Source organism: Nocardia sp. NPDC057663 (genome assembly GCF_042799895.1).
In the GTDB taxonomy this organism is placed as follows: Bacteria; Actinomycetota; Actinomycetes; order Mycobacteriales; family Mycobacteriaceae; genus Nocardia.
The window spans coordinates 1-25,824 of the sequence record NZ_JBHVHX010000038.1; the positions used below are offsets into that span (position 1 = coordinate 1).

19 protein-coding genes are annotated in these 25,824 nt (G+C 69.8%); 13 read left to right on the forward strand and 6 right to left on the reverse strand.

Features of this window, described 5'->3' with window-relative positions; translation table 11 throughout:
• Positions 1-51: 51 nt before the first annotated feature.
• Entirely contained in the window at positions 52-486 is a 435-nt protein-coding gene (locus ACFVAV_RS34900) for an acyl-CoA thioesterase (RefSeq protein ID WP_379039976.1), read from the reverse strand.
• Positions 487-540: 54 nt separating this feature from the next.
• Positions 541-1,491: an AraC family transcriptional regulator gene (locus tag ACFVAV_RS34905; RefSeq protein ID WP_379039947.1), complete on the reverse strand. Its 951-nt coding sequence runs from the start codon at positions 1,489-1,491 to the stop codon at positions 541-543.
• Positions 1,492-1,571: 80 nt separating this feature from the next.
• Between ACFVAV_RS34905 and ACFVAV_RS34910 the strand changes: the two genes are divergently transcribed.
• Together ACFVAV_RS34910 and ACFVAV_RS34915 are read left to right on the forward strand one after the other, a co-directional pair.
• Positions 1,572-2,417 (forward strand): NmrA family transcriptional regulator, encoded by an 846-nt coding sequence (locus ACFVAV_RS34910; RefSeq protein ID WP_379039948.1) that lies wholly within the window; start codon positions 1,572-1,574, stop codon positions 2,415-2,417.
• Between the two features lie 130 nt (positions 2,418-2,547).
• Positions 2,548-3,795: an MFS transporter gene (locus ACFVAV_RS34915; protein WP_379039977.1), complete on the forward strand. Its 1,248-nt coding sequence runs from the start codon at positions 2,548-2,550 to the stop codon at positions 3,793-3,795.
• Here the strand turns inward: ACFVAV_RS34915 and ACFVAV_RS34920 are convergent.
• Positions 3,785-5,485, reverse strand: a complete 1,701-nt coding sequence (locus ACFVAV_RS34920; protein WP_379039949.1) for a nitroreductase family deazaflavin-dependent oxidoreductase — start codon at positions 5,483-5,485, stop codon at positions 3,785-3,787. The two genes, ACFVAV_RS34915 and ACFVAV_RS34920, sit on opposite strands and share 11 nt — an antisense overlap.
• 104 nt (positions 5,486-5,589) lie before the next feature.
• Between ACFVAV_RS34920 and ACFVAV_RS34925 the strand changes: the two genes are divergently transcribed.
• Positions 5,590-6,153 (forward strand): TetR/AcrR family transcriptional regulator, encoded by a 564-nt coding sequence (locus ACFVAV_RS34925; protein ID WP_379039951.1) that lies wholly within the window; start codon positions 5,590-5,592, stop codon positions 6,151-6,153.
• On the opposite strand, the gene ACFVAV_RS34930 is transcribed toward ACFVAV_RS34925, so the two are convergent.
• On the reverse strand, positions 6,154-7,308 hold the full coding sequence (locus ACFVAV_RS34930; protein ID WP_379039953.1) for a DUF5925 domain-containing protein: 1,155 nt from the start codon (positions 7,306-7,308) through the stop codon (positions 6,154-6,156).
• A 109-nt stretch (positions 7,309-7,417) separates the two neighbouring features.
• On the opposite strand from ACFVAV_RS34930, the gene ACFVAV_RS34935 reads away from it, so the two are divergent.
• On the forward strand, positions 7,418-8,998 hold the full coding sequence (locus ACFVAV_RS34935) for an MFS transporter (RefSeq protein ID WP_379039955.1): 1,581 nt from the start codon (positions 7,418-7,420) through the stop codon (positions 8,996-8,998).
• A gap of 67 nt (positions 8,999-9,065) precedes the next feature.
• On the opposite strand, the gene ACFVAV_RS34940 is transcribed toward ACFVAV_RS34935, so the two are convergent.
• On the reverse strand, positions 9,066-9,656 hold the full coding sequence (locus tag ACFVAV_RS34940) for a hypothetical protein (RefSeq protein WP_379039956.1): 591 nt from the start codon (positions 9,654-9,656) through the stop codon (positions 9,066-9,068).
• 306 nt (positions 9,657-9,962) lie between these two features.
• On the reverse strand, positions 9,963-10,679 hold the full coding sequence (locus ACFVAV_RS34945; RefSeq protein ID WP_379039958.1) for a hypothetical protein: 717 nt from the start codon (positions 10,677-10,679) through the stop codon (positions 9,963-9,965).
• A gap of 156 nt (positions 10,680-10,835) precedes the next feature.
• Here ACFVAV_RS34945 and ACFVAV_RS34950 point away from each other — a divergent pair, with 156 nt between their 5' ends.
• From ACFVAV_RS34950 to ACFVAV_RS34990, 9 genes are all read left to right on the forward strand, one after another.
• Positions 10,836-11,834, forward strand: a complete 999-nt coding sequence (locus ACFVAV_RS34950; protein ID WP_379039959.1) for an iron chelate uptake ABC transporter family permease subunit — start codon at positions 10,836-10,838, stop codon at positions 11,832-11,834.
• Positions 11,831-12,886, forward strand: coding sequence for a FecCD family ABC transporter permease (locus tag ACFVAV_RS34955; RefSeq protein WP_379039960.1), 1,056 nt, complete (start codon positions 11,831-11,833; stop codon positions 12,884-12,886). The genes ACFVAV_RS34950 and ACFVAV_RS34955 overlap by 4 nt, the downstream gene beginning before the upstream one ends.
• Before the next feature lie 11 nt (positions 12,887-12,897).
• Entirely contained in the window at positions 12,898-13,710 is an 813-nt protein-coding gene (locus ACFVAV_RS34960) for an ABC transporter ATP-binding protein (RefSeq protein ID WP_379039961.1), read from the forward strand.
• 137 nt (positions 13,711-13,847) lie between these two features.
• Entirely contained in the window at positions 13,848-21,509 is a 7,662-nt protein-coding gene (locus tag ACFVAV_RS34965; protein WP_379039962.1) for an amino acid adenylation domain-containing protein, read from the forward strand.
• Between the two features lie 14 nt (positions 21,510-21,523).
• Positions 21,524-22,519, forward strand: a complete 996-nt coding sequence (locus tag ACFVAV_RS34970) for an ABC transporter substrate-binding protein (RefSeq protein WP_379039963.1) — start codon at positions 21,524-21,526, stop codon at positions 22,517-22,519.
• Positions 22,520-22,527: 8 nt separating this feature from the next.
• A complete protein-coding gene (locus ACFVAV_RS34975) occupies positions 22,528-23,526 on the forward strand; it encodes an ABC transporter substrate-binding protein (RefSeq protein ID WP_379039964.1) in 999 nt (332 codons plus the stop codon).
• Positions 23,523-24,749, forward strand: a complete 1,227-nt coding sequence (gene entS, locus ACFVAV_RS34980) for an enterobactin transporter EntS (protein ID WP_379039966.1) — start codon at positions 23,523-23,525, stop codon at positions 24,747-24,749. Before ACFVAV_RS34975 ends, entS begins: the two co-directional genes overlap by 4 nt.
• Positions 24,746-25,585: a siderophore-interacting protein gene (locus ACFVAV_RS34985; protein ID WP_379039967.1), complete on the forward strand. Its 840-nt coding sequence runs from the start codon at positions 24,746-24,748 to the stop codon at positions 25,583-25,585. Before entS ends, ACFVAV_RS34985 begins: the two co-directional genes overlap by 4 nt.
• Before the next feature lie 2 nt (positions 25,586-25,587).
• Positions 25,588-25,803 (forward strand): phosphopantetheine-binding protein, encoded by a 216-nt coding sequence (locus ACFVAV_RS34990; protein ID WP_355283398.1) that lies wholly within the window; start codon positions 25,588-25,590, stop codon positions 25,801-25,803.
• Positions 25,804-25,824 lie beyond the last annotated feature (21 nt).

The following is a 25,824-nucleotide window of genomic DNA, read 5'->3' on the forward strand; positions in this document are numbered from 1 at the left end:
CTTCGTCATGTCAGCTCGCCACGCCGTCACCAACGTCCGTGGTCAGTACAGCTAGTCGGTGACGAGTTCGGCGGCGGCCGTCCGGACCACCTCGGGGATCGCCACCGGTTTGCGGGTCTCGGCATCGACGTAGACGTGCACGAAATCGCCGGTCGCGGCGAGTTCGAGACCGGCCTCGGTCTCCTTGAAGATCGCCAGGTCGTAGGTGATGCTCGAGTTCCCGAGGCGGGCGATGCGCAGCCCGACCTGCAGCTGGTCGGGGAAGCTGACCGAACCCTGGAAGCGGCACGCGGTCTGGGCGACGACGCCGAGCGCGGGCAGCGCGGTGATGTCCATGCCGGTGGCCCGCATCAGCCAGGCGTTCACCGCGGTGTCGAAGTAGGAGTAGTAGGTCACGTTGTTCACGTGGCCGTACTGATCGTTGTCGGCCCACCGGGTCGGCATCGGCCACAAGACGGGGTAGTTCACGCTGTCATCATGCAGCATGCGCGGGCGGCCTGGCGTGGTCACGCTCCGCTACCGCCTCCGGCCGCTGACCGCTCATGCCGAAGACGATAGCGCAGCGACATTCCCCTGCCGGTGGTCGCGTGGACTCACCCCGAAATGCCGTTTGAACGCGGTGCTCAGGGCGAACGCGCTGCCGTACCCGACCTGGCGGGCGATGGTCTCGACCGTGGCATCGGATTCGGCCAGCAGGTCGGCAGCCAGCGACAGCCGCCATTCGGTCAGGAACGTCATCGGGGGTTCGCCGACCAGTTCGGTGAAGCGGCGGGCCAGCGCGGCCCTGGACATGCCGACCGCCTCGGCCAGCGCGACCACCGTCCAGGGATGCGCCGGATTGTGCTGGAGCAGGCGCAGGGCCTTGCCGACCAGCGGATCGCTGTAGGCGTGGTACCAGGCCGGGGCGTCGTCGCGGGCGAACCAGGCGCGCAGGGCGGCGATGAGCAGCAGGTCGAGCAGCCGGTCCAGCACCACGGTCTGCGCGGGCAGGTCCTTGGTCGCCTCGTCGACGAGCAGGTCGAGCAGGCGGGTGTCGAGGTCCCCGCGCGGCAGGACAGCGACCTGCGGCAGCGCACGCAACAGCCGCCGGCTCACCGCGCCCGCCGATTCGTAGGTGCCGGTGACCATCAGCGTCTCACCGTCGGGATCGGTGCCCCACTGCCGGACGCCGAGACTCAATGTCTCGCACAGGATCTCACCGTCGGGCGTGGTGGTGACCTCACCGGGATGGATGACGATCTGCGGTTCGGTCGCCGGATCGTCGGCGACCGTATACGGCTGCGGCCCACGGAATATCGCGACATCGCCCGTGCCGAGCTGCCGCGGTGGCGCGGAATCGGTACTGACCCAGGCCTTTCCACGGATCATCGCGACCACCGTCAGTGGCGCTTCGTCCTGGATCCGCAGCGACCACGGCGGGTTCAGCAGCGAGCACATCAGGAACGCACCACGGGCACGCGGACCTTCGAGCAAACCGGCTAACGCATCCACACGTCCACCGTAGACGACGGCGCATGTTCGCGAGCGGCACGACGATGTCGCCGGAGCCCGCCGGACGATGTACTTATCTCATGACAAACACCGCTTCTCACCAGCAGCTTTCCCTCATCACCGGCGGCACCGGCAAGACCGGCAGCCGGGTCGCGGCGCTCCTCGAGGCCGCGGGCCACCCGGTCCGGCTCGGCTCCCGCACCGCCCCGATCCCGTTCGACTGGACCGACCGGGAAACCTGGGGACCCGCCCTGACCGGCGTCGACTCGGTCTACCTCGCCTTCCAGCCCGATCTGGCCGTCCCCGGCGCCCCCGACACCATCCGCGCGTTCACCGCGGCCGCCAAGGAAGCCGGCGTGCGCTCGGTGGTGCTGCTGTCCGGCCGCGGCGAGCCCGAAGCACTGGAATGCGAACAGATCGTGCAGGATTCGGGCCTGGCCTGGACCGTCGTGCGGTGCAGCTTCTTCGCCCAGAACTTCAGCGAGGGCGCCTTCCTCGGCGACGTGCTGGCCGGCGCGGTCGCCCTGCCCAACGGTGACGTGCCGGAACCGTTCGCGCACGCCGACGACATCGCCGAGGTGGCCGTCGCCGCGCTCACCGATTCCCGGCACGCGGGCGAGATCTACGAAATCACCGGTCCACGGGCGCTGACCTTCGCCGAGGCGGTGGGGGAGATCGCCACGGCCACCGGCCGCGAGATCGCCTTCATCCCGGTCTCGCGCCCGGAATTCGTTGCGGCACTGACCGAATACCAGCTGCCCGGAGACGTGATCAGCCTGCTCGACTACCTGTTCGGCACCATCCTCGACGGCCGCAACATCGAGACCGCCGACGGTGTGCAGCGGGCGCTCGGCCGCGCACCACGGGATTTCAGCGAGTACGTGAAGGAAGTCGCGGCAACCGGAGTGTGGACTCCCCAGGCGTGACCGGAGTGCCGATCACCACGCTCCGATGGCGGTATCGCGCGACAGCCGACCGCACACGGAGCGTGGTGATCCCGGTTCGGTGTGCAGTGGCGTCAGTGCCGGTACCGTCGAATTGGTGACCCCAGCGACGATCGACCGCGAGCTTCGGCTGGCCAGGGCCGCGGTGTTCGGCGCGTTCACGCTGAACGGGTTCCTGCTGGCCTTGTGGGTGGTGCACATTCCGGCGATCACCGATCGCACGGGAGTGTCGGCGTCCCTACTCGGGATGTTCGTGCTGCTGCTGGCGGGGTCCGCGATCGTGGGGATGCGGCTCGCGGGACCGGCGGCGGACCGCTTCGGCAGCCGCACGCTCGTGGCACTGGCGGCCACCACCATCTCGGTGACGGTGATCGGGCCCGGGCTGGCGACCGGTCCGGTCACCCTGGCCATCGCGCTGAGCTGTTTCGGGCTCGGCAACGGCGCGCTCGACGTCTCGATGAACACCCAGGCGGTGCACGTCGAACGCGCCTACCACCGGCCGATCATGTCGGCCTTCCACGCCATGTTCTCCGGCGGCGGTTTCGCCGGTGCGCTGGTCGGCGCCGCCACCCAACGCGCGGGCTGGCCTCCGCAGCTGACCCTGACCTGCGCGGGCATCGCCGGACTCGTCGTCACCGCCGTGCTCGTCCCCCACCTGATTCGGCACCACCACCCCGAAACCGGCTCTCGGCCCGAGCATTACGACGCGGGCCGACAGCACACGGCGACCACCGCCACAGATGGCGACGATGCCGCGCATGGCGGCACCGGCGAGTCGACCCGGCTGAAATCGCCGGAGACCCAGCACGGAGACCGCGACCGTACACGCAAGGTGCTCTCGCTCGGCGTGATCGCCTTCGTCCTGCTGCTCGCCGAGGGCGTGGCGGCCGACTGGAGCGCGCTGCAGGTGCGGGAGCATCTCGGCGCCTCCGAATCCGACGCCGCGCTCGCTTTCGGCGCCTTCTCCGCGACCATGACGCTCGGCCGGTTCCTCGCCGACCGGGTCAGCGGGGCGATCGGTCCGGTCGCCATCGTGCGCTTCGGTAGTCTGCTCGCCGCCGCCGGGCTCGGCGTCGTCATCGCGTCACCGTGGCTGCCGCTCACCCTCGCGGGCTGGGCGATGTGCGGCCTCGGACTCGCCGGTGGCGTACCCCAGATCTTCACCGCCGCAGGCAATCTCGGTGGCACGACCGCGGCCACCGACATGTCCCGGGTGTTCACCATCGGCTATCTGGGACTGCTGGCGGGCCCCGCGGTGATCGGCTGGCTGACCGCCGTCATCCCGCTCACCGCGGCGCTGGCCGTTCCGCTGGTGCTCACCCTGGCCTGCGCGGCCGGGGCGAAGGTCGTCAGTCGGTGAAGGTGATCCGGACCGAGACCGGCGTGCTCTGCAACGCGCGGAACGTCGCCGCCGTGAGCCCGGCGAGCACCGGGTTGGGTGCGAAGCTGCGGGCCCGCGCGATGACGTCGTCGGCCGGGCGCAGCTCCGCGATTCCGGTCCGCCACCGATTGCCCTGGCGCACCCGGACTTTCGGCTCGGTGCCGATATTGGCCGCCCAGCCCGACCTGGTCCCGTGCTGGCTGATGACCCATGCGCCGGTGTCGTCGAAGGCCACCGATACCGGGACGACCCTGGCCAGCCCGGATTTGCGGCCGGTCGTCTCCAGCTCGGTCGCGAACGAGGTGCGGATACCGAGCCGGCTCAGTGCGCGGACCGCCGGGTTGGCCAGATAGCGCCCGACCGCGCGTTCGATCTCGAACTTGCGCAGCGTCGGATCCTTGGATGGCTGGGTCACGGTGGAACTCCTTCTGCTCCGGAACGCGTCGACACCGTGGTGCTTCAGCATGGCCGCCGCGGTGAGCCACGGCGTGCGCTGGGGATCGGGGTCGGCGCCCGCGCCGATGCGGTGCAGCTGGTCGGTGTGCCACTGCAGGTCGAGCGCGCCCTCGAGGCTCTTGACATTGGGCAGCGTCGACACCCGCGCGGGCAGGCCGAGGGAGATGCTGGGTGAATGCAGCCGCTCGGTGCGCCGGTGCAGGATGTCACCGGCCGCGCCGGGAGCGACGGCGCTGGGGCGGCCGAGGCCGACCACATCGCACTCCCCCGACTCGACGGCGTCGACCATGGCCACGCGGGACCGGAACCCGCCGGTGACGGCCAGCGGCACCGAGCCTGCGGCCGCCCGCACCGACTGGGCGTACTCGAGGAAATACGCCTCGCGCGCGATACTGCTCGCCGAACGAGCCACCGGCCTGCCCATCATCGCGGGCGATTCGTAACTGCCACCGCTGATCTCGATCAGATCCAGCCGCTCGGCGGCGAGCCGCTGTACCACCGCGCGGGATTCGTCCTCGGTGAAGCCGCCGCGCTGGAAGTCCGCGGAGTTGAGCTTGATCGCGACGGCGAACGACGGCGACACCTCGGCCCTGATGGCGCGCACCACCTCGAGCACGAAGCGCGCCCGCCGGTCCGGATCGCCACCCCAGCGGTCGTCGCGCTGGTTGGCCAGCGGTGAGAGGAACTGGGAGACGAGGTAGCCGTGCGCACCGTGGATCTGCACGCCGTCGAAGCCCGCGCGCTCCGCGATCCGCGCGGTGGTGGCGAAGCGGCCGACGATGCCGGCGATCTCGGCGTCGGTGAGCGCGCGCGGCGCGGGGATGCCGGGCAGGCCGAGGCCGATCGCCGACGGCGCCACCGGCTGGGACCGGGTCGCCAGCGGATTCGCCTGTCTGCCAGGGTGATTGATCTGCATCCAGAGCCGGGCGCCGCCGTCCTTGGCGGTCCGCGCCCAGCGGCCCAGGTCGTCGAGGTGGCGTTCGTCGGCGATGACGACATTGCCCGGCTCGCCGAGGTGGTCGGGGTCGACCATCACATTGCCGGTGACCACCAGGCCGAAACCGCCGGTGCCCCAGCGACTGTAGAGCCGCTCGAGGCGTTCGTCCGGCGCACCGGCCGCGGTGCCGAGACCTTCGCTCAGCGCGGCCTTCATCAGCCGGTTGGGCAGCACTTGGCCGCAGGGCAGGGCGAGCGGATCGCTCAGGGCTGTCATCGTCGACTCCTCCGCGGATCGCGTCGAGTACACCGATCGGTGTACTTACCCGACGGTAGTACACCGATCGGTATACTTCAATCGGACCGACCGAAAGGACGCCGATGGCAGCACGCGACGGACTCGTGCAGAGCGCGATCGATCTGGTGCGCCGCAACGGCGTGACCGGGACCGGAGTCGCGCAGCTGCTCGACCACAGCGGGCTCTCCCGCCGCACGATCTACCTGAACTTCCCCGGCGGCAAGTCCGAGCTGATCACCGAGGCCACCCGGGTCGCGGGGCGGGCGATGACGACGCTGATCGAGACCTTCAGCAAGAGTGCCAAGCCGGAGGAGACCATCGCCTCCTTCGCCGACGCGTGGAAACAGGTCGTCGAGTCCAGCGATTTCCTCGCAGGCTGCCCGATCGTGGCCGCCGCGCTCGGGCGCTCGGAATCGCCCGCGGCCGCCGACGCCGCGGGCGAGTCGTTCGACGACTGGGAGCGGGCATTGGCGACGCGGCTGTGCGCGGAGAACATCGCGCCCGACACCGCCCGCTCCCTGGCGACGACAGTCATCGCCACGATCGAGGGCGCGGTGGTGATGTCGCTCGCCAAGCACAGCACCGAGCCGCTGGACCGCGTCGGCCGTCACCTCACCGAGCTGGTCAAGGCGCATATCCCCGCGTGATCACAGGTACATGCCGACCTCGGTCGCGTCCTGGGTGACCGACTGGATCTGGATCTCGCCGTCGCGGCGGGCGACCAGTTCGGCCAGCGTCGCACCCTCCCGGCCGATCGACTCGCCCGGCGGGCAGTCCTGCGCGGCCAGCCAATCCCGCGCCTCGGGGGCCGACAACCGGCCGACCTCGATCTGGGCCAGGCAGCGGCCGGGCCGCACCACCGCGGGGTGCAGCCGGGACAGATCCTCGTTGGTGGTGACCGCGATCAGCACATTGCGGCCCTGGCCGAGCATGCCGTCGGTGAGGTTGAGCAGTCGCGAGAGCTTCTGTCCCGCAGCCTCTTTCGCCTCGCCGCGGATGAGCTCGTCACAGTCCTCGAGCACCAGCAGGCGCCAGCGGCTGCCGTCGTCGCCGTCGGCGCCTGCGGCCACCTCCATGAGATAGCCGGGATTGCTGAACAGTTCCTCCGGATCGACGACGCAGTCGACCTGACACCACGACGACCACGCCCGCGCCAGCGCACGCAGCGCGGTGGTCTTGCCGGTGCCGGGCTCGCCGTGCAGCAGCACCAGCCTGCCCCGGATCTCGGCGACCTGGAGCGCCATCAGCCGATCCATGCTCGCCGACACCGCCGCGGCGTAGTTGCCGCGGATCTCCGACCAGGCGGGCGCGCTGATCTGGCGGCGCCTGCGCAGCGGCCGCCGGACATCCATGTGCCAGAACCCCATCTCCACGGTGGAGCCCGCGCCCGGCGGCTGCACGGCTTCGGCCGTGGCCCTTGCCAGCACGTCGACGGCGAGTTCGTCGCTGACGGCGGTCACCTCGACGGTGGCCGAACCGCCCGCCCAGCGCACCGCCCGCAGCGACCAGCCCTCGCCCTCGGCGAGCATCGCGCTGCTGTCGTCGTCGGCCACCGAGCGCACGATCCGCGAATCGGCGGGCCGCAGCGGTGCGTCGGGTCGCACCCGGTCGAGGTGCGCTTGCCGGGCGAAGGACTGGTCGCCGCGCAGGAACGGCGCGAGCGCCAGCGCGTCGATGGCGTCACGGGTGGAATAGGTGGAATCGATGGCCGCCGACCACGGAAACCGCTCGCCCGGACCCTCCGGCTGACGCGGCGGATCGACGAGCCTGAGCTGTTCATTACGTGTGGACACCGCGCCCATCCTGGTGGGACCGGCCCGGTAATGTCCAATGACTTCTGCGTCCGCGCACCGGCCGCGACGCCGAAAAATGCCTGGCACGTGCCGCCGATCCGTCGGTAACGTCGGTACCGTGACGTCCGCACAGAGCGACCAGGCCGCCACCGGCGAACCTACCGCGACAGCCGGACTCAGGGAATGGATCGGGCTGGCGGTGCTCGCGCTGCCGACCCTGCTGATCTCGATGGACCTCAGCGTCCTCTACCTGGCGATTCCGCACATCAGCGAGGCGCTGCAGCCCAGCAGCACACAACTGCTGTGGATCCTGGACATCTACGGCTTCCTGGTCGCCGGATTCCTCATCACCATGGGTACCCTCGGCGACCGGATCGGCAGGCGCAAGCTCCTGATGATCGGCGCGCTCGCCTTCGGCGTCGCCTCGATCATCGCCGCGTACTCCACCAGCGCGAGCATGCTGATCGGCACCCGCGCGCTGCTCGGCATCGCGGGCGCGACGCTGATGCCGTCGACGCTGGCGCTCATCCGCAACATGTTCCGCGACGACCGCCAGCGCACCACCGCGATCAGCGTGTGGATGACCAGTTTCATGATCGGCATGGTGATCGGTCCGCTGGTCGGTGGCGCGATGCTGGAGAACTTCTGGTGGGGCTCGGTCTTCCTGGTCGCGGTGCCCGCGATGGTGCTGCTGCTGGCGAGCGGTCCGGTTCTGCTGCCCGAATACAAGGATCCGAACCCGGGCAGGCTCGATATTCTCAGCGCGCTGCTGTCGCTGCTGTCGGTGATGGCCGTCATCTACGGCATCAAGGAACTGGCCAGGGACGGCTGGGCGATCGATGCCGTCGCCGTCCTGGTGACCGGTTTCGCGCTCGGCACGGTGTTCGTGCTGCGCCAGCAGCGACTCACCGATCCGCTGATCGACCTACGGCTGTTCGGCAATGTGCGGTTCAGCGGATCGCTGGTCGCGCTGATGGTCGCCATGCTGGCGATGGGCGGGCTGTTCCTGCTGCTGGCCCAGTATCTGCAGCTGGTGCTCGGCCTGTCGGCGTTCGAAGCCGGACTGTGGACGGTGCCGCAGGCCGCGGCGATGGTCGTGGCCGCCGGTGTGGTGAGCGCCGTCGCGCCACGGGTCCGCCCGGCGTATCTGATGGCGGGCGGCCTGGTGATCGCCATGGCCGGCTACGCGATCTTCACCCAGCTCTCCGGCGCCGACGACCTCGCCCTGATCGTCACCGGCACAGTGGTGTTCTCCCTCGGCCTCAGCCCGATGTTCGTGCTCGGCCTCGACCTGATCGTCGGCGCGGTCGACCCGGCCAGAGCCGGTGCGGCCTCCGCGATCTCCGAAACCGGACAGGAACTCTCGACCGCCCTCGGCGTCGCCGTGATCGGCAGCATCGGCACCGCGGTTTACCGCGGCCGGATGGTCGAAGCACTCCCCGACGACCTGCCCGCGGAGCTCGCCCACACCGCCGAGGACACCCTGGCCGGCGCGCTGCAGATCGCGGCGGCGCTGCCCGAAGCGCTGGGTGCCGAGCTGACCACGATCGCCCGCCAGGCCTATACCGATGCGCTCCAAGTGAATTCGGTCGTCGCCATCGGCCTGACCGCCGCCGCGACCGCCCTGGTACTGATCCTGCTGCGCCACCTCCCCGCACCGAACGAGACGACCGGCGTCACGGACATCGACCCGAGCTGACGGCGGTCAGAACCCGACGAGATCCCGCTCGATACACCTCGGGCGGGATTCGTCACCTGGGGCTTGCTCAGCCACGCGCGGCACGGATGCGAGCGACGGCCTCGTCAGGGACAATTTCGCGGGGCAGGAAAAGGCCGTAGTCGTATATGGACTCCAGGTGGAAACCTTTGGGCTGCAGGAAGACCACGTCGCCGCGGACGACGACCTTCTTGATACCGCTATAGCGAAGGGTGACCCGGCCGCTAGTCTGCTCGATTTCCACCGCGTCGGCGGTGTAGTGGGCCGACATCCGGTGACCGGCCCCCGCGACCGCGCGGAGACCGCGATTCACCCGTGCTGCCATGACGTAGAAATACAGCCCGGCCACAGGGAGTACGGCAGATAGCGCGATGAGGAACGCACCGGTCTCGACTCCGCCCACGGCGGACAGGATCGTCGCCGCGCCAACCGTCAGACCCCAGACGCCGCCGGCCATCAATGCCACATCGCTCGGCCGACGCCAGATCATGAGCGCCCGGCCGCGACTCAGGCGGCGGGCGGTGTGCTCGTCACACACATACGAGACGTCGATCGACTCGACCACCGGTTGCTGCCCGGAAACTCTCTGCTGATGCGGGAAATTCGGCTGCCGCGAGTAGGGCTGTTCCTGCGGATCCATGGATCCCCCTCCAAAGACGTTTCTGCGCCGAGACCATAGAACCCGCGACGTCTGTCGAATTATCAACGAGTGGAGGGAGACTCGCTCGGTTGACCTGAACTGTTATTCAGGTTCTAGCTTTGCGTTCATGATCAACGAAGACGATTCTGGTGACTGGCGCGACCAGCAATATCGGCAGGGCACTGCTGACGCAACTGGCCGAGCAGAGTGGGGTCGTCAGGACACGGCGAAATCCCGCCCGATACGGATCGGGCGGGACTCGTCATCTCGTCGAGTTGTCCCCTCCACGAGAGTTCTGGGTGCGGCCTACTTGGCGGGCGCGGGGTTCGGCATCGGCGAGTTGATGGTGGTGAAGTACTGGGCCGCGGCCAGGATCGCGACCGGTGCGGTGATGAAGATCTGGCCCGCGATGGTGCCGACCGGGCCGGCGATCAGCGCGCCGCCGATGCAGCCGACCGCGGCGGCCGGGATGAACGGACCGAACAGGCCGACGATGGTCGCCGCGGCGACACCGGCGCCGAGGATGCCGCCGAGCACGCAACCGACGGCCGCGCCGCCCAGGCCGCCGACCAGGGTGGCGATGCTGGCGCCCAGCGAGATGGTGCCGGTCATCCGGCTCCAGGCCGCGACCTCACGGTCGTATTCGCTCTTCCACGGCGCCTTGTCCTCGTAGGGCAGCGCGACCGGCTTGTAGGTGGCGTGCGCGAGGTCGAACTGCGGGGTCAGGGTGGCGTTGCGGCCGGAGATTTCGGCGGCGATCGGGAAGACGAATTCGTCGACACGGAAAGACAGTTCGGTGCCCGCGACCGTGGTGCCGTCGGCAGCCTTGATCTTGAACACCCCGTCCTCGACGACCATCGAGCCCGCGTCGGTGCCGATGATCGTGGACTCCCCGGTGGTGCTCGCGGTGTAGTTGATCGGCGCGTTCGGGTCCGCGACGGGAGCCGCGTGGGCAGTGCCTGCCGCGATGCCGATGGCAACGCTGACGGTCGAGGCCAGCAGGGCGAACTTGGTGATTTTCACGGGGGTGAACCTTTCGTGTTCCTCGTGGTGAGCTGCGCGGCGCAGAGGCTGCGGACCGAACGAACCGGAACGATAGCTAGGTAAGCCTCACCTATCAAGACCTTGCTTAGGCTAACCTCCTTCGGGACAGCGTTCGACTCGAGAGAGAAACCCCTGATGAAGAGTCCGCGGTGGTGCGGGTGGTTGCTGGCGGTATTCGTGCTGGTCGCGGCCTGTTTGCTCAGCCTGCTCGTCGGCACGAAAGCGATTCCGGTGGGCGAGGTCTGGCTGGCGCTGACGGGGACTTCCAGCACACCCGACCACGTGACCGTCACCGAGTACCGGGTGCCGCGCACGGTGCTCGGTCTGCTCGTCGGGCTCGCGCTCGGCGTCGCGGGCTGCCTGATGCAGGGTCTGACCCGCAATCCGCTGGCCGATCCCGGCCTGCTCGGCGTCAACGCGGGCGCGGCGTTCGCGATCACCATCGCGGTCGGGCTCCTGGGCGTCAGCGACATCACCTCGTATGTCTGGTTCGGATTCGTCGGCGCGGCGCTGGTTTCGGTGGTCGTGTACCGGCTCGGCACCGCCGGGCGGTCCGGCACCGATCCGGTGCGCCTGACCCTGGCAGGCGTTGCCGCCACCGCCGTGCTCAGCGGACTCACCAGGGGCTTGATCCTGGTCGACCCCAAGGCTTTCGACGAGATGCGGCGCTGGGATTCCGGTTCGCTCGCCGGACGCGGCTACGAGATCGTCTCGGGGGCAACGCCGTTCATCCTGGTCGGGCTGATCATCGCCGCACTGTGCGCGCGCTCGCTCAACGCCGTCGCCCTCGGTGACGACCTGGCGCAATCGCTCGGCGTCCATGTCACGCGGACCCGGCTGTGGACCGCGCTGGCCCTGGTCCTGCTGTGCGGCACCGCGACCGCCGCGGTGGGCCCGGTCGCCTTCGTCGGCCTCGCGGTACCGCACATCGCCCGGTGGCTGGTCGGCCCCGATCAGCGCTGGATCTTCGGCTATTCGCTGGTGCTCGCGCCGATCCTGGTGCTCACCGCGGATGTGCTCGGCCGCATCATCATTCGCCCCGACGAAGTTCCCGCCGGCCTGATCACCGCGTTCCTCGGCGCGCCGGTGCTGATCTGGCTGGCCCGCCGCGCGAGGGTAGGTGCCGCCGCATGAGTTCGGGAATCGATTTCGGCCGGGCGATGCTGGTGGTCCGGCCACCCACGCTGGGTTTCACCGCCAGGATCGGCGTGCGCACCGTGGTGGTGTGCGCGGTGCTGCTGGCGATCTCGCTCGCGACCGCGGTGCTGGCCCTCGGCAGCGGCGACTATTCGATCCCGCCGCTGCGGGTGCTGCGCGCGCTGTTCCTCGGCGACGAGCGCTTCGACCGGCTGGTGGTGTGGGACTGGCGGCTGCCGCGCATCCTGCTCGCGCTGGCGCTGGGCGCCGCACTCGGCGTGAGCGGCGCCATCTTGCAGTCGGTGACCAGGAATCCGCTGGGCAGCCCCGACATCATCGGGTTCAACACCGGCGCCTACACCGGTGCGCTGATCGTCATCCTGACCCTCGGCGGCGGGCACTTCCAGACCGCGGCGGGCGCGACGATCGGCGGACTCGGCGCCGCGCTGGTGATCCATCTGCTCGCTTTCCGCCACAACGTGACCGGCTTCCGGATGATCATCGTCGGCATCGGCGTGAGCGCCATGCTCGCCTCGATCAACACCTGGCTGATCATGCGCGCCGATCTGGACGCGGCCATCGCGGCGGCGGCCTGGGGCGCGGGATCGCTCAACGGCCTGTCGTGGCCGCAGGTGGGGCCGACGCTCCTCATCCTGGCCGTGCTGGCGTTCGCGCTGATTCCCGCGGCGCCCCGGTTGCAGGTCCTCGAACTCGGTGACGACACCGCGCGCGCGTTCGGCCTGAACGTCAGCCGGGCGACCGGGTGGCTGATCGCGCTCAGCGTCGCGTTCACCTCGGTGGCCACGGCGGTGGCGGGGCCGATCGCGTTCGTCGCGCTCGCCGCACCGCATCTGGCGCGCAAGCTCACCCGCACACCGTCGATCGCGCTGCTGCCCGCGGCGGCGATGGGCGCGACCTTGCTGATCACCTGCGACTGGATCGCCCAGCACGCGTTCGCGCCGACCACCGTGCCGGTCGGCATCGTCACCGCCTCGACCGGCGGCCTCTACCTGGCGTATCTGCTGGTCGCCGAAGCGCGACGGAACTAGGGAAAAGCGACATGAACGACTCTCACGCCTCGCGGCTGCGTGCCGACCGGGTCCGCCTCGGCTACAAGGGCGCCACGATCAGCGATCAGCTCTCGGTGGACATCCCCGACGGCGAGTTCACCGTGATCATCGGCCCGAACGCCTGCGGCAAGTCCACCCTGCTGCGCGCGCTGGCCCGGCTGCTCCCGCCCGAGTCCGGGAGCGTGCTGCTCGACGACAAGCCGATCACCTCCTATCCAGCGAAGGAAGTCGCCCGGCAGGTCGGGCTGCTACCGCAGACCTCGACCGCGCCGGACGGCATCCGGGTCGCCGATCTCGTTGCCCGCGGCCGCTATCCGCACCAAACCCTGCTGCGGCAGTGGTCGAAGGCCGACGAGAAGGCGGTAGCGGCCGCGATGGCAGCCACCGGCGTCGCCGAGTTGTCGGCGCGGCCGGTCGAGGAGCTGTCCGGTGGGCAGCGGCAGCGCGTGTGGATCGCGATGGTGCTCGCCCAGGACACCCCCATCGTCCTGCTCGACGAGCCGACGACCTACCTCGACATCGCCTATCAGATCCAGCTGCTCGACCTGTGCCGGTCGCTGAACCGCGAGTCGGGACGCACGGTCGTCGCGGTGCTGCACGACCTGAATCACGCCTTCCGCTACGCCGATCACCTGATCGCCATGCGCGACGGGCGGATCGTCGCGAGCGGCGCACCGGCGGAGATCGTCACCGCGGAGCTCGTGCACGAGGTCTTCTCGCTGCGGTGCCGGATTGTCGACGACCCGGAAACCGGTACGCCGCTGGTGATTCCGCTGGCGCAGGACGCGGCCCAGGTGCACTGAGCGGCGGCGGCAAAGTCGTTCGCAGACGTAGCTATTCCATAACAAGTTAAGTTAGGCTAACCTATCTTATTGTGCCTGGATTCGGCGTCTCGCCGGCGGGTCGCAGGCGAATGTCAGTGCGGGCGAAGGGAGTTGCCGTGCCATCGGCGAAGCGGGGAGACACAACGACCGACGGTCTCGGGTTGCCACTGAGCGGACCACAGCTCGGCATCTGGAACGCTCAGCGCTTCGATCCCGAATCCGGCCGCTACCTGGTCGGCGAGGTACTAGAGATCACCGGCGACGCGCCGATCGATGTCGACTTGCTGGCCGAGGCGATCCGGCGCACGATCGCCGAAGCGGAGAACATGCGCCTGCGGTTCCGGGAAACCCCGGACGGGCCGCGGCAATTCGTCACCGACGCGGCGGCGGAGCTGCGGCCGACGGTCGACCTGCGCGCGGCCGCCGAGCCTATGGCTCTGGCCTACGAGGCCGTGGCGCTGGAGCGGCGCGAGGCCGCCGAGCGGTGCCGCGGCATGGTCGACCGGCAGCTGTACAACTACACGCTGATCCAGGTCACCGACTCGGTGGTCTGGTGTGTGCAGCTCTACCACCACCTGATCGTCGACGGATACAGCGCGGCCTTGCTGTCGCGCCGGGTCGCCGCGCACTACACGGCCTTGCGCCGCGGAAAGCCCACGCCGAAGCGGACTTTCGGCACCATCGCCGAGCTGATCGCCGAGGAGCAGGCCTACCGCGCCGGCGCCGAGTTCGCCGCCGACCGCGCCTACTGGCGCGACCAGCTCACCCCGTGGCCGGATCTCGACGGACGCGGCCGCCATCTCGGCGGCGCGGTGGAGCGGACGATCCGCGCCGAAGCGGTGCTCACCACCGAGATGCTCACGACCTTGCGCGAGAGCGCCGACCGGCACGGCATCACCTGGGCCGATGCCCTCGTCGCCTGCTACGCCGCGTACCTGCACCGCCTGCTCGGCACCGGTGACGTGGTGGTCTCCATGCTGCTGATGGGCCGCGTCGGCCGCGCCGCGCTGCGCACACCGGCGATGGCGGTCAATGTGCTGCCCCTGCGCGTCCGGGTCAGCGCCGGTGACCGGCTGGGCGAGCTCGGCACGCGCGTCGCCGGCACCCTGCGCGAGATCCGCGCCCACCAGCGCTACAGCGGTGACGACCTGGCCCGCGACTTCCACGGCCACGGCGCGGGCGAGCTCCTGCACGGCATCGGCATCAACCTCAAGGTCTTCGATTTCACGCTCGACTTCGACGGCGCGCGCGGTGTCCTGCGGAATGTGGCCGGCGGCCCGCCGGAAGACCTCGGACTGACCGTGACCCCGCTGCCCGACGGCACGGTACTGCTCGGCTTCGAGTCCGACGCGCGGACCAACGATGTGGACATGGTGCGGGGGCGGATCACCGGATTGGTCCGGGCGATCGAGGGTTTCACCGGATCGGACAAGATCGCGGTGGGCGCGCTGGAACTGCTCGAGCCTGCCGAGCGGGCGCGGTTGCTGACGGAACGGGCCCAGCCCATGCGGCTCGACTCCGCGACCCCGGACGGTGAGCAGCCGGACCTCCCGTGCTCCCGGATCGCCGACCAGTCCGGTTCTGTCGAGCTTGTTCCCGGTCTGCTCGAACACGCGCTCGCCGAACGACCTGACGCGGTGGTCCTCAGCTCGGCCACCGACCGCTACACCGCGGCCGAACTCGCGGGCAGTGTCGATCGCCTCGCCGGTTTCCTGCGGGATGCGGGAGTCGGCCCGGATGCGATCGTCGGCCTCGCTCTTCCCCGTGACGTCGAGTTCGTGGTCGCCCTGCTCGCGGTGTGGCGAGCCGGTGGCGCGTATCTGCCGTTGGACCCGGAACATCCGGTGACCCGGTTGCAGACCACGATCGACGATGCCAGGCCCGTGCTGGTTCTCGGCTCGGCGGCGCTGGCCGCGCAACTCGGTAACGGTGTCGTCGTGCTCGACGACATTCGTGCGCAGCTGGCGGATCATCCCGGCCTGACAGACGATGTCGCGCTGCGTCCCGAGCACGCCGCCTACGTCATCTACACCTCCGGCTCCACCGGCAGGCCCAAGGGCGTCGTCGTCTCGCACCGCGCGCTGGCCACCCTCCTTGCGACCCACCGGGCCGGGATCTACCGTTCGGCCGCAGGCCGTGCCGGTGGTCGTCAGCTCACCGTCGCCCACACCACCTCGTTCGCCTTCGACGCCTCCCTGGATCCGTTGCTCTGGCTGTTCGATGGACACCGAATCCACGTCTACGACAGCGAAACCCGGCGCGATCCGGCCGCACTCGTCGAGGCGTTCGCCCGCGACGGCATCGATGTCGTCGACGGCACCCCGACGTTGGTCGCCGCGCTGCTCGAACACGGGCTCAGCAGTGGTGACATGGCGGTCGATACACCGGCACCGGTGGTGCTGGTCATCGGCGGTGACGCCTGTTCAGCGGAGCTGTGGGGTGCGATCGATCGAGCCGGGTTCGCTGCGGTCAATCTGTACGGTCCCACCGAGGTCACTGTCGACGCGATCGGCGCGGCTATCGACGACTCCGGTCCGCGGATCGGGCAGCCGCTGGCTGGATCTCGTGTTCATCTGCTGGACAACGGTTTACAGGTTGTCGCCGACGGTCAAGTGGGTGAGCTGTATCTGGCGGGCCCGCAGCTCGCGCGTGGCTACCTTGGCCGATTCGGCACTACCGCAGGCACTTTCGTGGCCGACCCATACGGGCCGCCGGGTGCGCGGATGTACCGCACGGGCGATCGGGCCCGCTGGGTACCTGGCCTCGGCTACGAGTACCTCGGGCGCGTCGACAATCAGGTGAAGATCCGCGGGCATCGCGTCGAGCTCGGTGAGGTGGCGGCTGCCCTCGAGGGACTACCCGAGATCCGGTCAGCGGCCGCAGATATCCGCGAGATCGCCGGTCGGCTCACCCTGATCGGGTACGTGGTCGCCGTGGCCGACAACCTCGATACGGCGTCGGCGCGTACCCGCCTGGCCGATGTGGTCCCTGAGCACATGGTGCCCGCCCGCCTGGTCGTCCTCGATGAGCTGCCGAGCACCGTCAACGGCAAGCTCGACCGCACCGCCCTGCCCGACCCGTCGACCGACAACACGGGCCGCCTTCCGGAAACTCCGGCCGAACACGCTGTGCACGAGGCGATCTCCACGACTCTCGGCCTCAATTCGCTGAGTATGGACGACGACTTCTTCGCCGTCGGCGGCGACAGCATCACCGCCATCACCGTCAGCAGCGCCCTGCGCACCTACGGCCTGATCCTGCTCCCCCAGCACCTGCTGACCCGCCGCAGCCTCGCCACCCTCGCCGCCGAGGCTGCCCGATCGGCACCGTCCGGGTTGTCCACAACAGCCACCGCGGCACCAGCCGGTTTCACGCTCGACCCCCAGTCCGATTCCACGCCGAGTCGGCCGGTGCCAGCCGAGCACGCCGAGGCCGGTTCCGCCCGGACTCGCGAGCCCGCCGAAGACACTTCGACCGTGGGTCGCCTGGTGACGGCCGACGCGCACGGGGGCCGCCAGCGCAGCACTGCCGGGCGGCTGATCCCGGGCTTGACCGGCGCCGACATCGATGAATTCGCCGTAGCCTACGGCCCGATTGCCGATGTGCTGCCGTTGTCGCCGCTGCAAGAAGGCCTGGTATTCCATGCCCTGCGTGACGGCGCCGACGACATCTACACGATGACCGCGCGGTTCACCCTCGACGGAGTGGTCGACCCGGCGCGGCTCGGTGCGGCGTTCGAGGCTATGTTGCGACGCCATCCGAATCTCGGCGCTGCCTTCAGCTACGAGCGTTTCGACCAGCCGGTGCAGGTGGTTCCCCGCAGTCCCGGCGTCGCCTGGAAAGTCCAGGATCTGCGGGGCAGCGCCGATCCCGAAGCGCAAGCGCGGCTCTGCGCGCAGCGTGCAGGGGCGGAACCGTTCGACATCGACCATCCGCCCCTGATCAGGGGCCTGCTGGTCCGCCTCACCGACACCTCCCAGTGGCTGGTCCTGGTGGCTCACCACCTCCTCGCCGACGGCTGGTCCGTGCCCACCATGGTGCGCGAGACCCTCGCCCTCTACCGCGACGAACCCCTCCCCACCCCGCCCTACTTCGGCGACTACCTCACCTGGCTGGACGACCGCGACACCACCGCCACCCTGTACTGGTGGACCGATCGCCTGACCGGCCTCCCCGCACCGACCCTGCTCGGCACCACCGTCCACCGGCACCCGGCACCACTCGAGCCGGCCCCGGTCGCCACGCAATCCCCGTCCAGCGCAGGCACATCAGCAACACCCGTAACTCCCAAGGGCGGCATTCGATCCGGCGCGGGAGCAGCCGCTTCGGCCGGCGCCGGGAGCGTGCTCGACAGCGGTGCAGCAGATCACGCACCCGCCGCGCGGCCCCGCCCGATCGGGCTGAGCGTTCCCCTCGGGTCCGAGGTCGCGAGCGCTCTGGTCGATGCCACGAGAGACCACGGGCTGACCATGAATACGGTGCTGCAGGGGGCTTGGGCCATGGTGCTGGCCGAGCATCTCGGGCGCACCGATGTGGTGTTCGGGACTGTGGTGTCCGGGCGGCCCGCTGATCTGCCCGGGGTCGGATCGATGGTGGGACTGTTCAGCAACACCGTTCCGGTGCGCGTCGCGCTCGCGGGCGGGCGGAGGGTGGCCGAGCAGTTCGCCGAGTTGCAGGAGGCCTCGTTCGAGGCGCAGGCGCGCGGGTATCTGGGTTTGGCCGGCATCGAGCGGGCGGTGGGGCTGGGGCGATTGTTCGACTCGCTCGTGGTGTTCCAGAACTTCCCGAAAGCCGGTCTGTTGCAGCCGGATCCGCGCGGCGTGCAGGTCGTCGACGTCGAGGTGGACGGACTGACGGACTTCCCGGTCACGGTCACCGCGCTGCCCGGTGCCGAGTTCACGCTGATGCTGCATCATGATCCGGCCGCCGTACCGGGGGCGGTCGCCGGGCGGCTGGCCGATCGGCTGGGCGCGGTCCTCACCACGCTGGCCTCTGATCTCGGGCGCACCGTCGCCGAGGTGACGGCGGTGGCCATGCCGCTGGAGACGACCGGTGCGACACTCGCCGACTGGACCTCGACCACGCCGATCCCGGCTGCCGCGCCCGCGATCACCGCGAACGGCGAGACGTTCACCTATCAGGATTTCCACGCCCGGGTCGATCGGCTGGCGCATTGGCTCATCGAGCGCGGTGTGCGGCCCGAAACCGTTGTCGCGGTAGCGATGACGCGCGGTATCGAGTCGATCGTCACAGCCCACGCGATCTGCCGGGCCGGCGGTGTGTACCTGCCGATAGATCCGCACGCTCCGGCCCAGCGCACCGACCGCGTCCTCCGGACGGCCGGTGCCGCCTTGGTCCTCACCACGACCGCCGACGGCTTCGGCACGGATCGCGCGCCGATGGTCGCGGTCGACGACCTTGACCTCACCGGCTTCCCGGATACCCCGGTCACCGACCGCGACCGGCACGCACCACTGCTTCCCGGCAATACCGCGTATCTGCTCTTCACATCAGGTTCGACCGGCGAGCCGAAGGGGGTGAGCGTCTCCCACGAGGCCATCGTCAACACCTTCACCTGGATGCAGCGACGACACCGGCTCGGCACGGGTGACACCGTGTTGTACCGCACCGCAGCCACTTTCGACGCCTCGCTGCTCGAACTGTTCCTGCCGCTGCTGGTCGGCGCACGAGTACTGCCCGCGCCCAGCGCCGGACGACTCGACCGCGACCCGCACCACCTGGCCGAGCTGATAGCGCGCGAGCAGGTGAGCATGATGCAGATGACCTCGTCGATGCTCACCGTGCTCGCCGAGGAAGCCGACCTGAGCGACTGCACCGCGCTGCGCTGCGTGATCACCGGTGGTGAACCCCTGCCGCCGGGCACCGCACAGCGGATCAGGACGCAGACCGGCGCCCGGGTGCACAATCTGTACGGGCCCACCGAGGCCGCGGTGTGCATCACCCACCACGAGACCTCCGACGGCGACCGCGGCACCGTCCCCATCGGGCTGCCCGCGGCAGGCGCCGACGTCCGTGTCCTCGACACCGAGCTGCGACCGGTACCGCCGGGCGAGATCGGCGAGTTGTACCTCACCGGAGCGCAATTGGCGCGCGGATACCTCGCCCGCCCGGCCCGCACCGCAGGCTCGTTCGTCGCCGACCCCGGCGGCCGCGGCGAACGGATGTACCGCACCGGCGATCTCGTCAGCTGGGGTCCGCACGGCGAGCTCGAGTACGTCGGCCGCGCCGACAGCCAGGTCAAACTGCGCGGCCAGCGCATCGAACTGGGCGAGATCGAAGCCGCCCTCCTCACCTGCCCCGGCGTCGCCCACTCCACGGTGATCCTGCGCGAGGACACACCGGGCGACCAGCGCTTGGCCGCCTACCTGGTCGCCAAGTCGGGCGCCGAAATCGACACCGCTGCGGTACGTTCCGCACTGCACACAGCGCTTCCCGCCTACATGGTCCCGGCGGCCTTCGTCGTCCTCGACCACATCCCCCGCACGGTCAGCGAGAAGGTCGACCGCAAGGCACTCCCCGTTCCGACCTACGACAGCGCGCTCCCGGCGGTTCCGACACACCCCCCAGCGGACCAGGTCTACCCGAACCTGCCGCACCCGGCACCGAGCGTGGCGGCCGACTCCGGCACGCCGCAGGCCGAACGGCAGCAAGCACAGATCGGTCTGCGCACAGCGCCGGATCCGGCATCGACAGCGCACCGCGGATCGGGCAGCACCACAATCGGCTCGGCTCACCACGACGCCGACCTCGCCGCCACCATCGGCGCGGCCATGGCAGCGGTGCTGTCAGCACCAAACCTCCGCCCCGACGACGACTTCTTCGCCGCGGGCGGCCACTCCCTCACCGCTGTCCGGGTGATGGGCCGACTGCGGCGCGCGGGCTTCGGCGTGGTGCTCGACGACATCTTCGAAGCCCCCACCCCGTCGGCACTGGCGGCACGAATCAGCCAGGGCGACAACGGCGCCGAGCCGGGACAACACGGCGAGTCGAATGCGTGGGGAACCCGGCTCGACCATGTCCTGGAACTGCGCACCACCGGAGCGCACGAACCCCTGTTCTGCATCCACCCGGTAGGTGGCACCGCCTGGCAGTTCGCGCCGCTCGCCCACCTCCTGCGCGCCGACCGCCCGATCATCGGCCTGCAACTACCGACCCTGAGCGACAGCACTTTCCACGCCGCCACGATCGACGACCTCGCCGCCCACTACCTGGCCACGATCCGCCGGATCCAGCCACACGGCCCGTACCACCTGCTCGGCTACTCCCTCGGCGGCACCATCGCGCACGCACTCGCGGCCGCCTTGACCGCGGCGGGCGAGCAGGTCACGTTCACCGGGCTGGTCGATGCCTTCGCCCTGTCAGACCTCGTCGAGCAGGCCGGGCGGGCGGCAGCAGATCCCACCGAGCTCGACCGTCTCCTCCCCGAAATCCCGGACGACGCACCGGAACTCGCGACCGCGCTGCGCGAGGCGGCGACAACCCTGCTCGGCATGGTCACCGCGTCCGCACCGGCCGCCTACGACGGGCCCATGGCCCTCTACGCCGCCGACACCGGAACCACACCCGGCCGCACCGAAGCCCAGCTGACCGGGTGGCAGGCGGCGGGTGCGCGGCTGGTCGTGCGCCGACTTCCCTACTCCCACTTCGAGATCGTGTCGCCCACCGGCTGGGCCGAAGTCGCGGCACTGCTCGACACAGACCCGGCGATCAGCGCAGGAGCTTCCCGCCCACCGCTGTCGGCCGTTCGAAAGAAATGAGGAAATCCCCGTCCATGTTCACCAACCGATCATCGGGCCGCCTCCGCGCCGCCCTCGCCCTCCTGGTTCTCGCGCTGGTCGCGGTGCTCACCGCGTGCGGTAACTCGTCCTCCGAATCCGCCGACGCGGGCCCGCGTGAGGTGCCGTCCGCGAAGGGCCCCATCAAGGTGCCCGCCGAGCCGCAGCGCATCGTGGTGCTCAACGGCAATCTGGCCGGTTACCTCTACGACCTCGAGGCCACGGTCGTGGCGGCGGACCCGCGCCTGCTCGGTGTGCCCAACAAGCCGGGCGAGTTCCCCACCGGCTGGGCCGAGGACGCGAAGAAGCAGGGCACGCAGGCCGTGCCGTCCGGTGAGAACATCAACCTCGAGTTCATCGCCGCCCAGCGTCCCGACCTGATCATCGGCGGCGGCCAGGGCTACCCGGGCCAGCAGTCGGTGAACGCCTACGACCAGCTCAGCGCCATCGCGCCGACCGTGCTGCTGCCGACCGAGACCACCTACTGGCAGGACCAGCTGCGGTTCATCGCCACGACCGTGAACAAGCCGGCCAAGGTCGACACCCTGATCGCGAACTACCAGGCCAAGCTGGCCGAGGCCAAGAGCAAGATCAAGGCGCCCGCCGGCGCGACCGTCGTCATGCAGTCGATCAAGAGCCAGAAGCCGACGGTCTTCGCGCCGACCGCCGCGCTGCCCACCCTGCTCTCCGAGGTCGGTTTCACCTTGGACAAGCAGGTGGAAGCCAAGGCGGGCAACCCCGCCAAGGAGCAGAGCGCCGACTTCATCAGCTTCAGCCCCGAACTGCTGAACACCGTGATCGACGCGCCCGTGCTGTTCACCATCCCGCTCAGCGGCGGCCGTTCCCTCGACGAACTGCGGGCCGACCCGATGTACTCGACGCTGCCCTCGTTCAAGGCGAACACGGTCTTCGAACTGCCGGCGACGAGCTCGCGGCCCGACTACCGCACGGTCATGAGCACCCTCGATCTGCTCGTCGAGCGCTTCCAGTGAGGGCCGCCATGGTCACCAGATCATCCGGCCGCGTCCGCGCGGCGCTAGCCGTCCTGGTCGTCGCGTCGATGGCCGCGCTCACCGGCTGCGGCGGCTCCACCGACGAGGCGAAGGACACCGCGCCGGGCACCCGTGAGGTCGCCACCGCACGCGGCACCGTCTCGGTACCGGCCGACCCGAAGCGCATCGTCGTTCTCAACGGCGCGCTGGCCGGTTACCTCTACGACCTCGACGCCCCGGTCGCCGCGGCCGATCCGCGGCTGCTCGGCGTCGCCACCCCGAAGGGCGAATTCCCGCAGGTGTGGGCCGCCGACGCGAAGGAACAGGGAACCCAGGTCGTCCCGACCGGCGAGGACATCAATCTCGAGTTCGTCGCCGCGCAGCGGCCCGACCTCATCATCGGTGGCGGCCAGGGCTTCCCCGCCCAGCAGACGCTCAATGCCTACGACCAGCTCAGCGCCATCGCCCCGACCGCGCTGATGCCCGCGACCACCACCGACTGGCAGGACCAGCTGCGCTACCTGGCCGACCTCGTCGGCCGCGCCGACAAGGTCGACGGTCTGCTCGCGAACTACCGCACCAAGCTGGCCGAGGTGAAGTCCGCGCTCGAGATTCCGGCGGGCAACACCACCCTGCTGCAGTCCGCCAAGGGCGACAAGCCGGTGGTATTCGTGCCGACCGCGGCGCTGCCGAAGCTTATGGCCGAGGTCGGCTTCACGCTCGACACCCAGGTGAAGGCCAAGGCGGGCAACCCGCAGATGCCGGAAGCCGCCGACTACTTCTCCATGAGCCCCGAGCTGCTCAACACCGTGGTCGACGCACCGGTGACCTTCGTCGTCACGATCAACGGTGGGCGCTCACTCGAGCAGCTGCGGACCGACCCGCTCTACGCGAAGCTGCCGTCGTTCACCGCGAACAAGGTGTACGAGCTGCCCGCGATCAGCTCGCGACCGGACTATCGCTCGGTCATGAGCACCCTCGAGCTGCTGAAGGATCGTTTCCGGTGACGGCGACCGGCGGCCTGCTCATCGACCTCAGCCCGCTGCGGGCGTCGCGCCCGTTCCGGTGCGCGTTCGCGGCGCGGCTGGTGTCGGTGCTCGGCATCGGGCTGCTCATGGTGGCCCTGCCCCTGCAGGTCTATCAGCTGACCGGGTCGAGCCTGCAGGTCGCCGGGGTCGCCACCACGACCGCGGCGGCCCTGTTCGCGGGCAGTCTCGCGGGCGGTGTGGTCGCCGACCGGTACGACCGCCGCACGGTGATCCAGTGGTCGCGCAGTGCGGCGGGCATCGGATTCCTGCTGCTCGGCGTGAATGCCGTGCTGCCGGACCCGCTGCTGCCCGTGATCTATCTCGCCGCCGTGATCGACGGCCTCGCGGGCGGCGTGAGCGGTTCGGCCCTGATGGCCATGGTTCCGGCGCTCGTCGGCCGCGAGAAGGTCGCGGCCGCGGGTGCACTGGTGTCGCTGACCACCGACCTCGGCACCATGATCACCCCCGCGATCGCCGGGCTGCTCGTCGCGAAAACCGGTGTGGCCTCGGCGTATTTCCTCTGCGCTCTCGCGACCACCGCGACCGTCGGGCTGATCACCGCGATCGGCCCGTCGCCGCCACCGGAGCGTGACCTGCAGAACCCGCTGCGCGAGCTCATCGCGGGCATCTCCTTCGCGGTGCGCCACGAATCCATCCGGCTGATCCTGCTGACCGGGCTGATCGCGATGCTCGTGAGCGGACCGCTGGTCCTGCTGCCCGTCTTCGCCGATGTCGAACTCCACGCGGGCCCCGGCACGCTCGGCCTGCTCTACGCGGCGCCCGGTGCCGGTGCGGTGCTCGGTTCGCTCACCAGCGGCTGGATGAGCCGCGCCGATACCGGACTCGCGCTGCTGGTCTCGCTCGCGCTCATGCCGCTGGGCGTGATCGCGGCCGGGCTGTGGTCGCACGCGGCACTGGTGTTCCTCGGGCTCGCCGGGTTCGGCCTGGCCAGGGCCGTGAACATGGTGCTGCGCTATGCGATGTTGCAGCGCGCCGCACCGGACCACATGCGCGGCCGGATGTCGGGACTGCTGATGGTGCAGTCGGTCACCGGTACCGCGGTCGGCTCCATGGTGGCCGGAACCGTCGGCCAATTCTTCGCTCCGGGAACCGCGCTCGTGCTCTACGGCGTCGTAGTCCTGGTACTCACCGGCCTGATGGCGCTCGCCGCCGGGCCGCTGCACAGAAAGGAACAGAGGTGAAGGATCGCAGTGCCTACGCCGCGAACATCGCCGAGGTGCTCGGCGGTGACCACGGCGCGAAGGTCCCCTATCCGATCGGCCTGCAGGAAGTCGAGGTGATCCGCACCGTCGAGGTCGGCTCGGCGCTGCTGCGGATCACCTTCGGCGGACCCGATCTGGCGAGCTTCCACAGCTATGTCCCCGATGAGCATGTGCGCCTGATCTTTCCGTGTGCGGACGGCGTGCTGCGGCTCCCCGAACGCGACGGCGCCTCGCTGGAATGGGGCACCCCGCGCCCGGTCTCGCGCGAGTACACGGTGCGCCGCCACAGCATTCCCGACGGCGAACTCGACATCGATTTCGCCATCCACCCCGGCGGCCTCGCCTCCGACTGGGCGAGCACGGTGACCCCGGGTACCAAGGTGCACATCGCCGGTCCGCCCGGCGGCGTCGTCGTCCCGGATTCCTACGACCGGTACCTGCTCGCCGGTGACATCACCGCGCTGCCCGCCATCGCCCGCTGGCTGGAACGGATGCCGCGCACGGCGTCCGGCTGGGCGTTCATCGAGGTGACCGACGCGGACGAGCAGATCGCGATCGATGCCCCCGACGGCGTCGAGGTGCGCTGGCTGCATCGCGGCGCGGCCGAGGCGGGCACCAGCGACATCCTGGAACAAGCCGTGCGCACCGTGGAAGTGGCGGCCGGACAACGGGTCTACGCATGGGTGGCGGGCGAGGCCGGCTGCCTGCGCGGCATCCGCAAGGTGGTCCGCAACGACCTGGGCATCGGCCCCAAGGACTCACTCATCGCCGGCTACTGGAAGCGCGGCGTCGCCGACTTCGATCGAGAGGAATGACCATGACCGACGACCAGGTGATCGGCGATGTCGCCACGGCGCTGGGGGTCGACCCGGCCGAACTGACCGCGGAAACCGATCTGCTCGACGCCGGACTGGATTCGGTGCGCATCATGTCGCTGGTGGAGAAATGGCGGTCGGACGGATATGCCCACATCGACTTCCCCACGCTGGCAGGCGATCCCGTCCTCGGATCATGGATCGAGCAACTGGCCTGACCGTGGCGGGGGCGGAGCGAT

Coding starts and splice junctions, on each gene's coding strand:
- ACFVAV_RS34925 (WP_379039951.1), top strand. CDS start 5,590: ATGGCAGCACGCGACGGACTCGTGCAGAGCGCGATCGATCTGGTGCGC.
- ACFVAV_RS34910 (WP_379039948.1), top strand. CDS start 1,572: ATGACAAACACCGCTTCTCACCAGCAGCTTTCCCTCATCACCGGCGGC.
- ACFVAV_RS34975 (WP_379039964.1), top strand. CDS start 22,528: ATGGTCACCAGATCATCCGGCCGCGTCCGCGCGGCGCTAGCCGTCCTG.
- ACFVAV_RS34930 (WP_379039953.1), bottom strand. CDS start 7,308: ATGGGCGCGGTGTCCACACGTAATGAACAGCTCAGGCTCGTCGATCCG.
- ACFVAV_RS34960 (WP_379039961.1), top strand. CDS start 12,898: ATGAACGACTCTCACGCCTCGCGGCTGCGTGCCGACCGGGTCCGCCTC.
- ACFVAV_RS34990 (WP_355283398.1), top strand. CDS start 25,588: ATGACCGACGACCAGGTGATCGGCGATGTCGCCACGGCGCTGGGGGTC.
- ACFVAV_RS34900 (WP_379039976.1), bottom strand. CDS start 486: ATGCTGCATGATGACAGCGTGAACTACCCCGTCTTGTGGCCGATGCCG.
- ACFVAV_RS34950 (WP_379039959.1), top strand. CDS start 10,836: ATGAAGAGTCCGCGGTGGTGCGGGTGGTTGCTGGCGGTATTCGTGCTG.
- ACFVAV_RS34970 (WP_379039963.1), top strand. CDS start 21,524: ATGTTCACCAACCGATCATCGGGCCGCCTCCGCGCCGCCCTCGCCCTC.
- ACFVAV_RS34955 (WP_379039960.1), top strand. CDS start 11,831: ATGAGTTCGGGAATCGATTTCGGCCGGGCGATGCTGGTGGTCCGGCCA.
- ACFVAV_RS34920 (WP_379039949.1), bottom strand. CDS start 5,485: ATGACAGCCCTGAGCGATCCGCTCGCCCTGCCCTGCGGCCAAGTGCTG.
- ACFVAV_RS34940 (WP_379039956.1), bottom strand. CDS start 9,656: ATGGATCCGCAGGAACAGCCCTACTCGCGGCAGCCGAATTTCCCGCAT.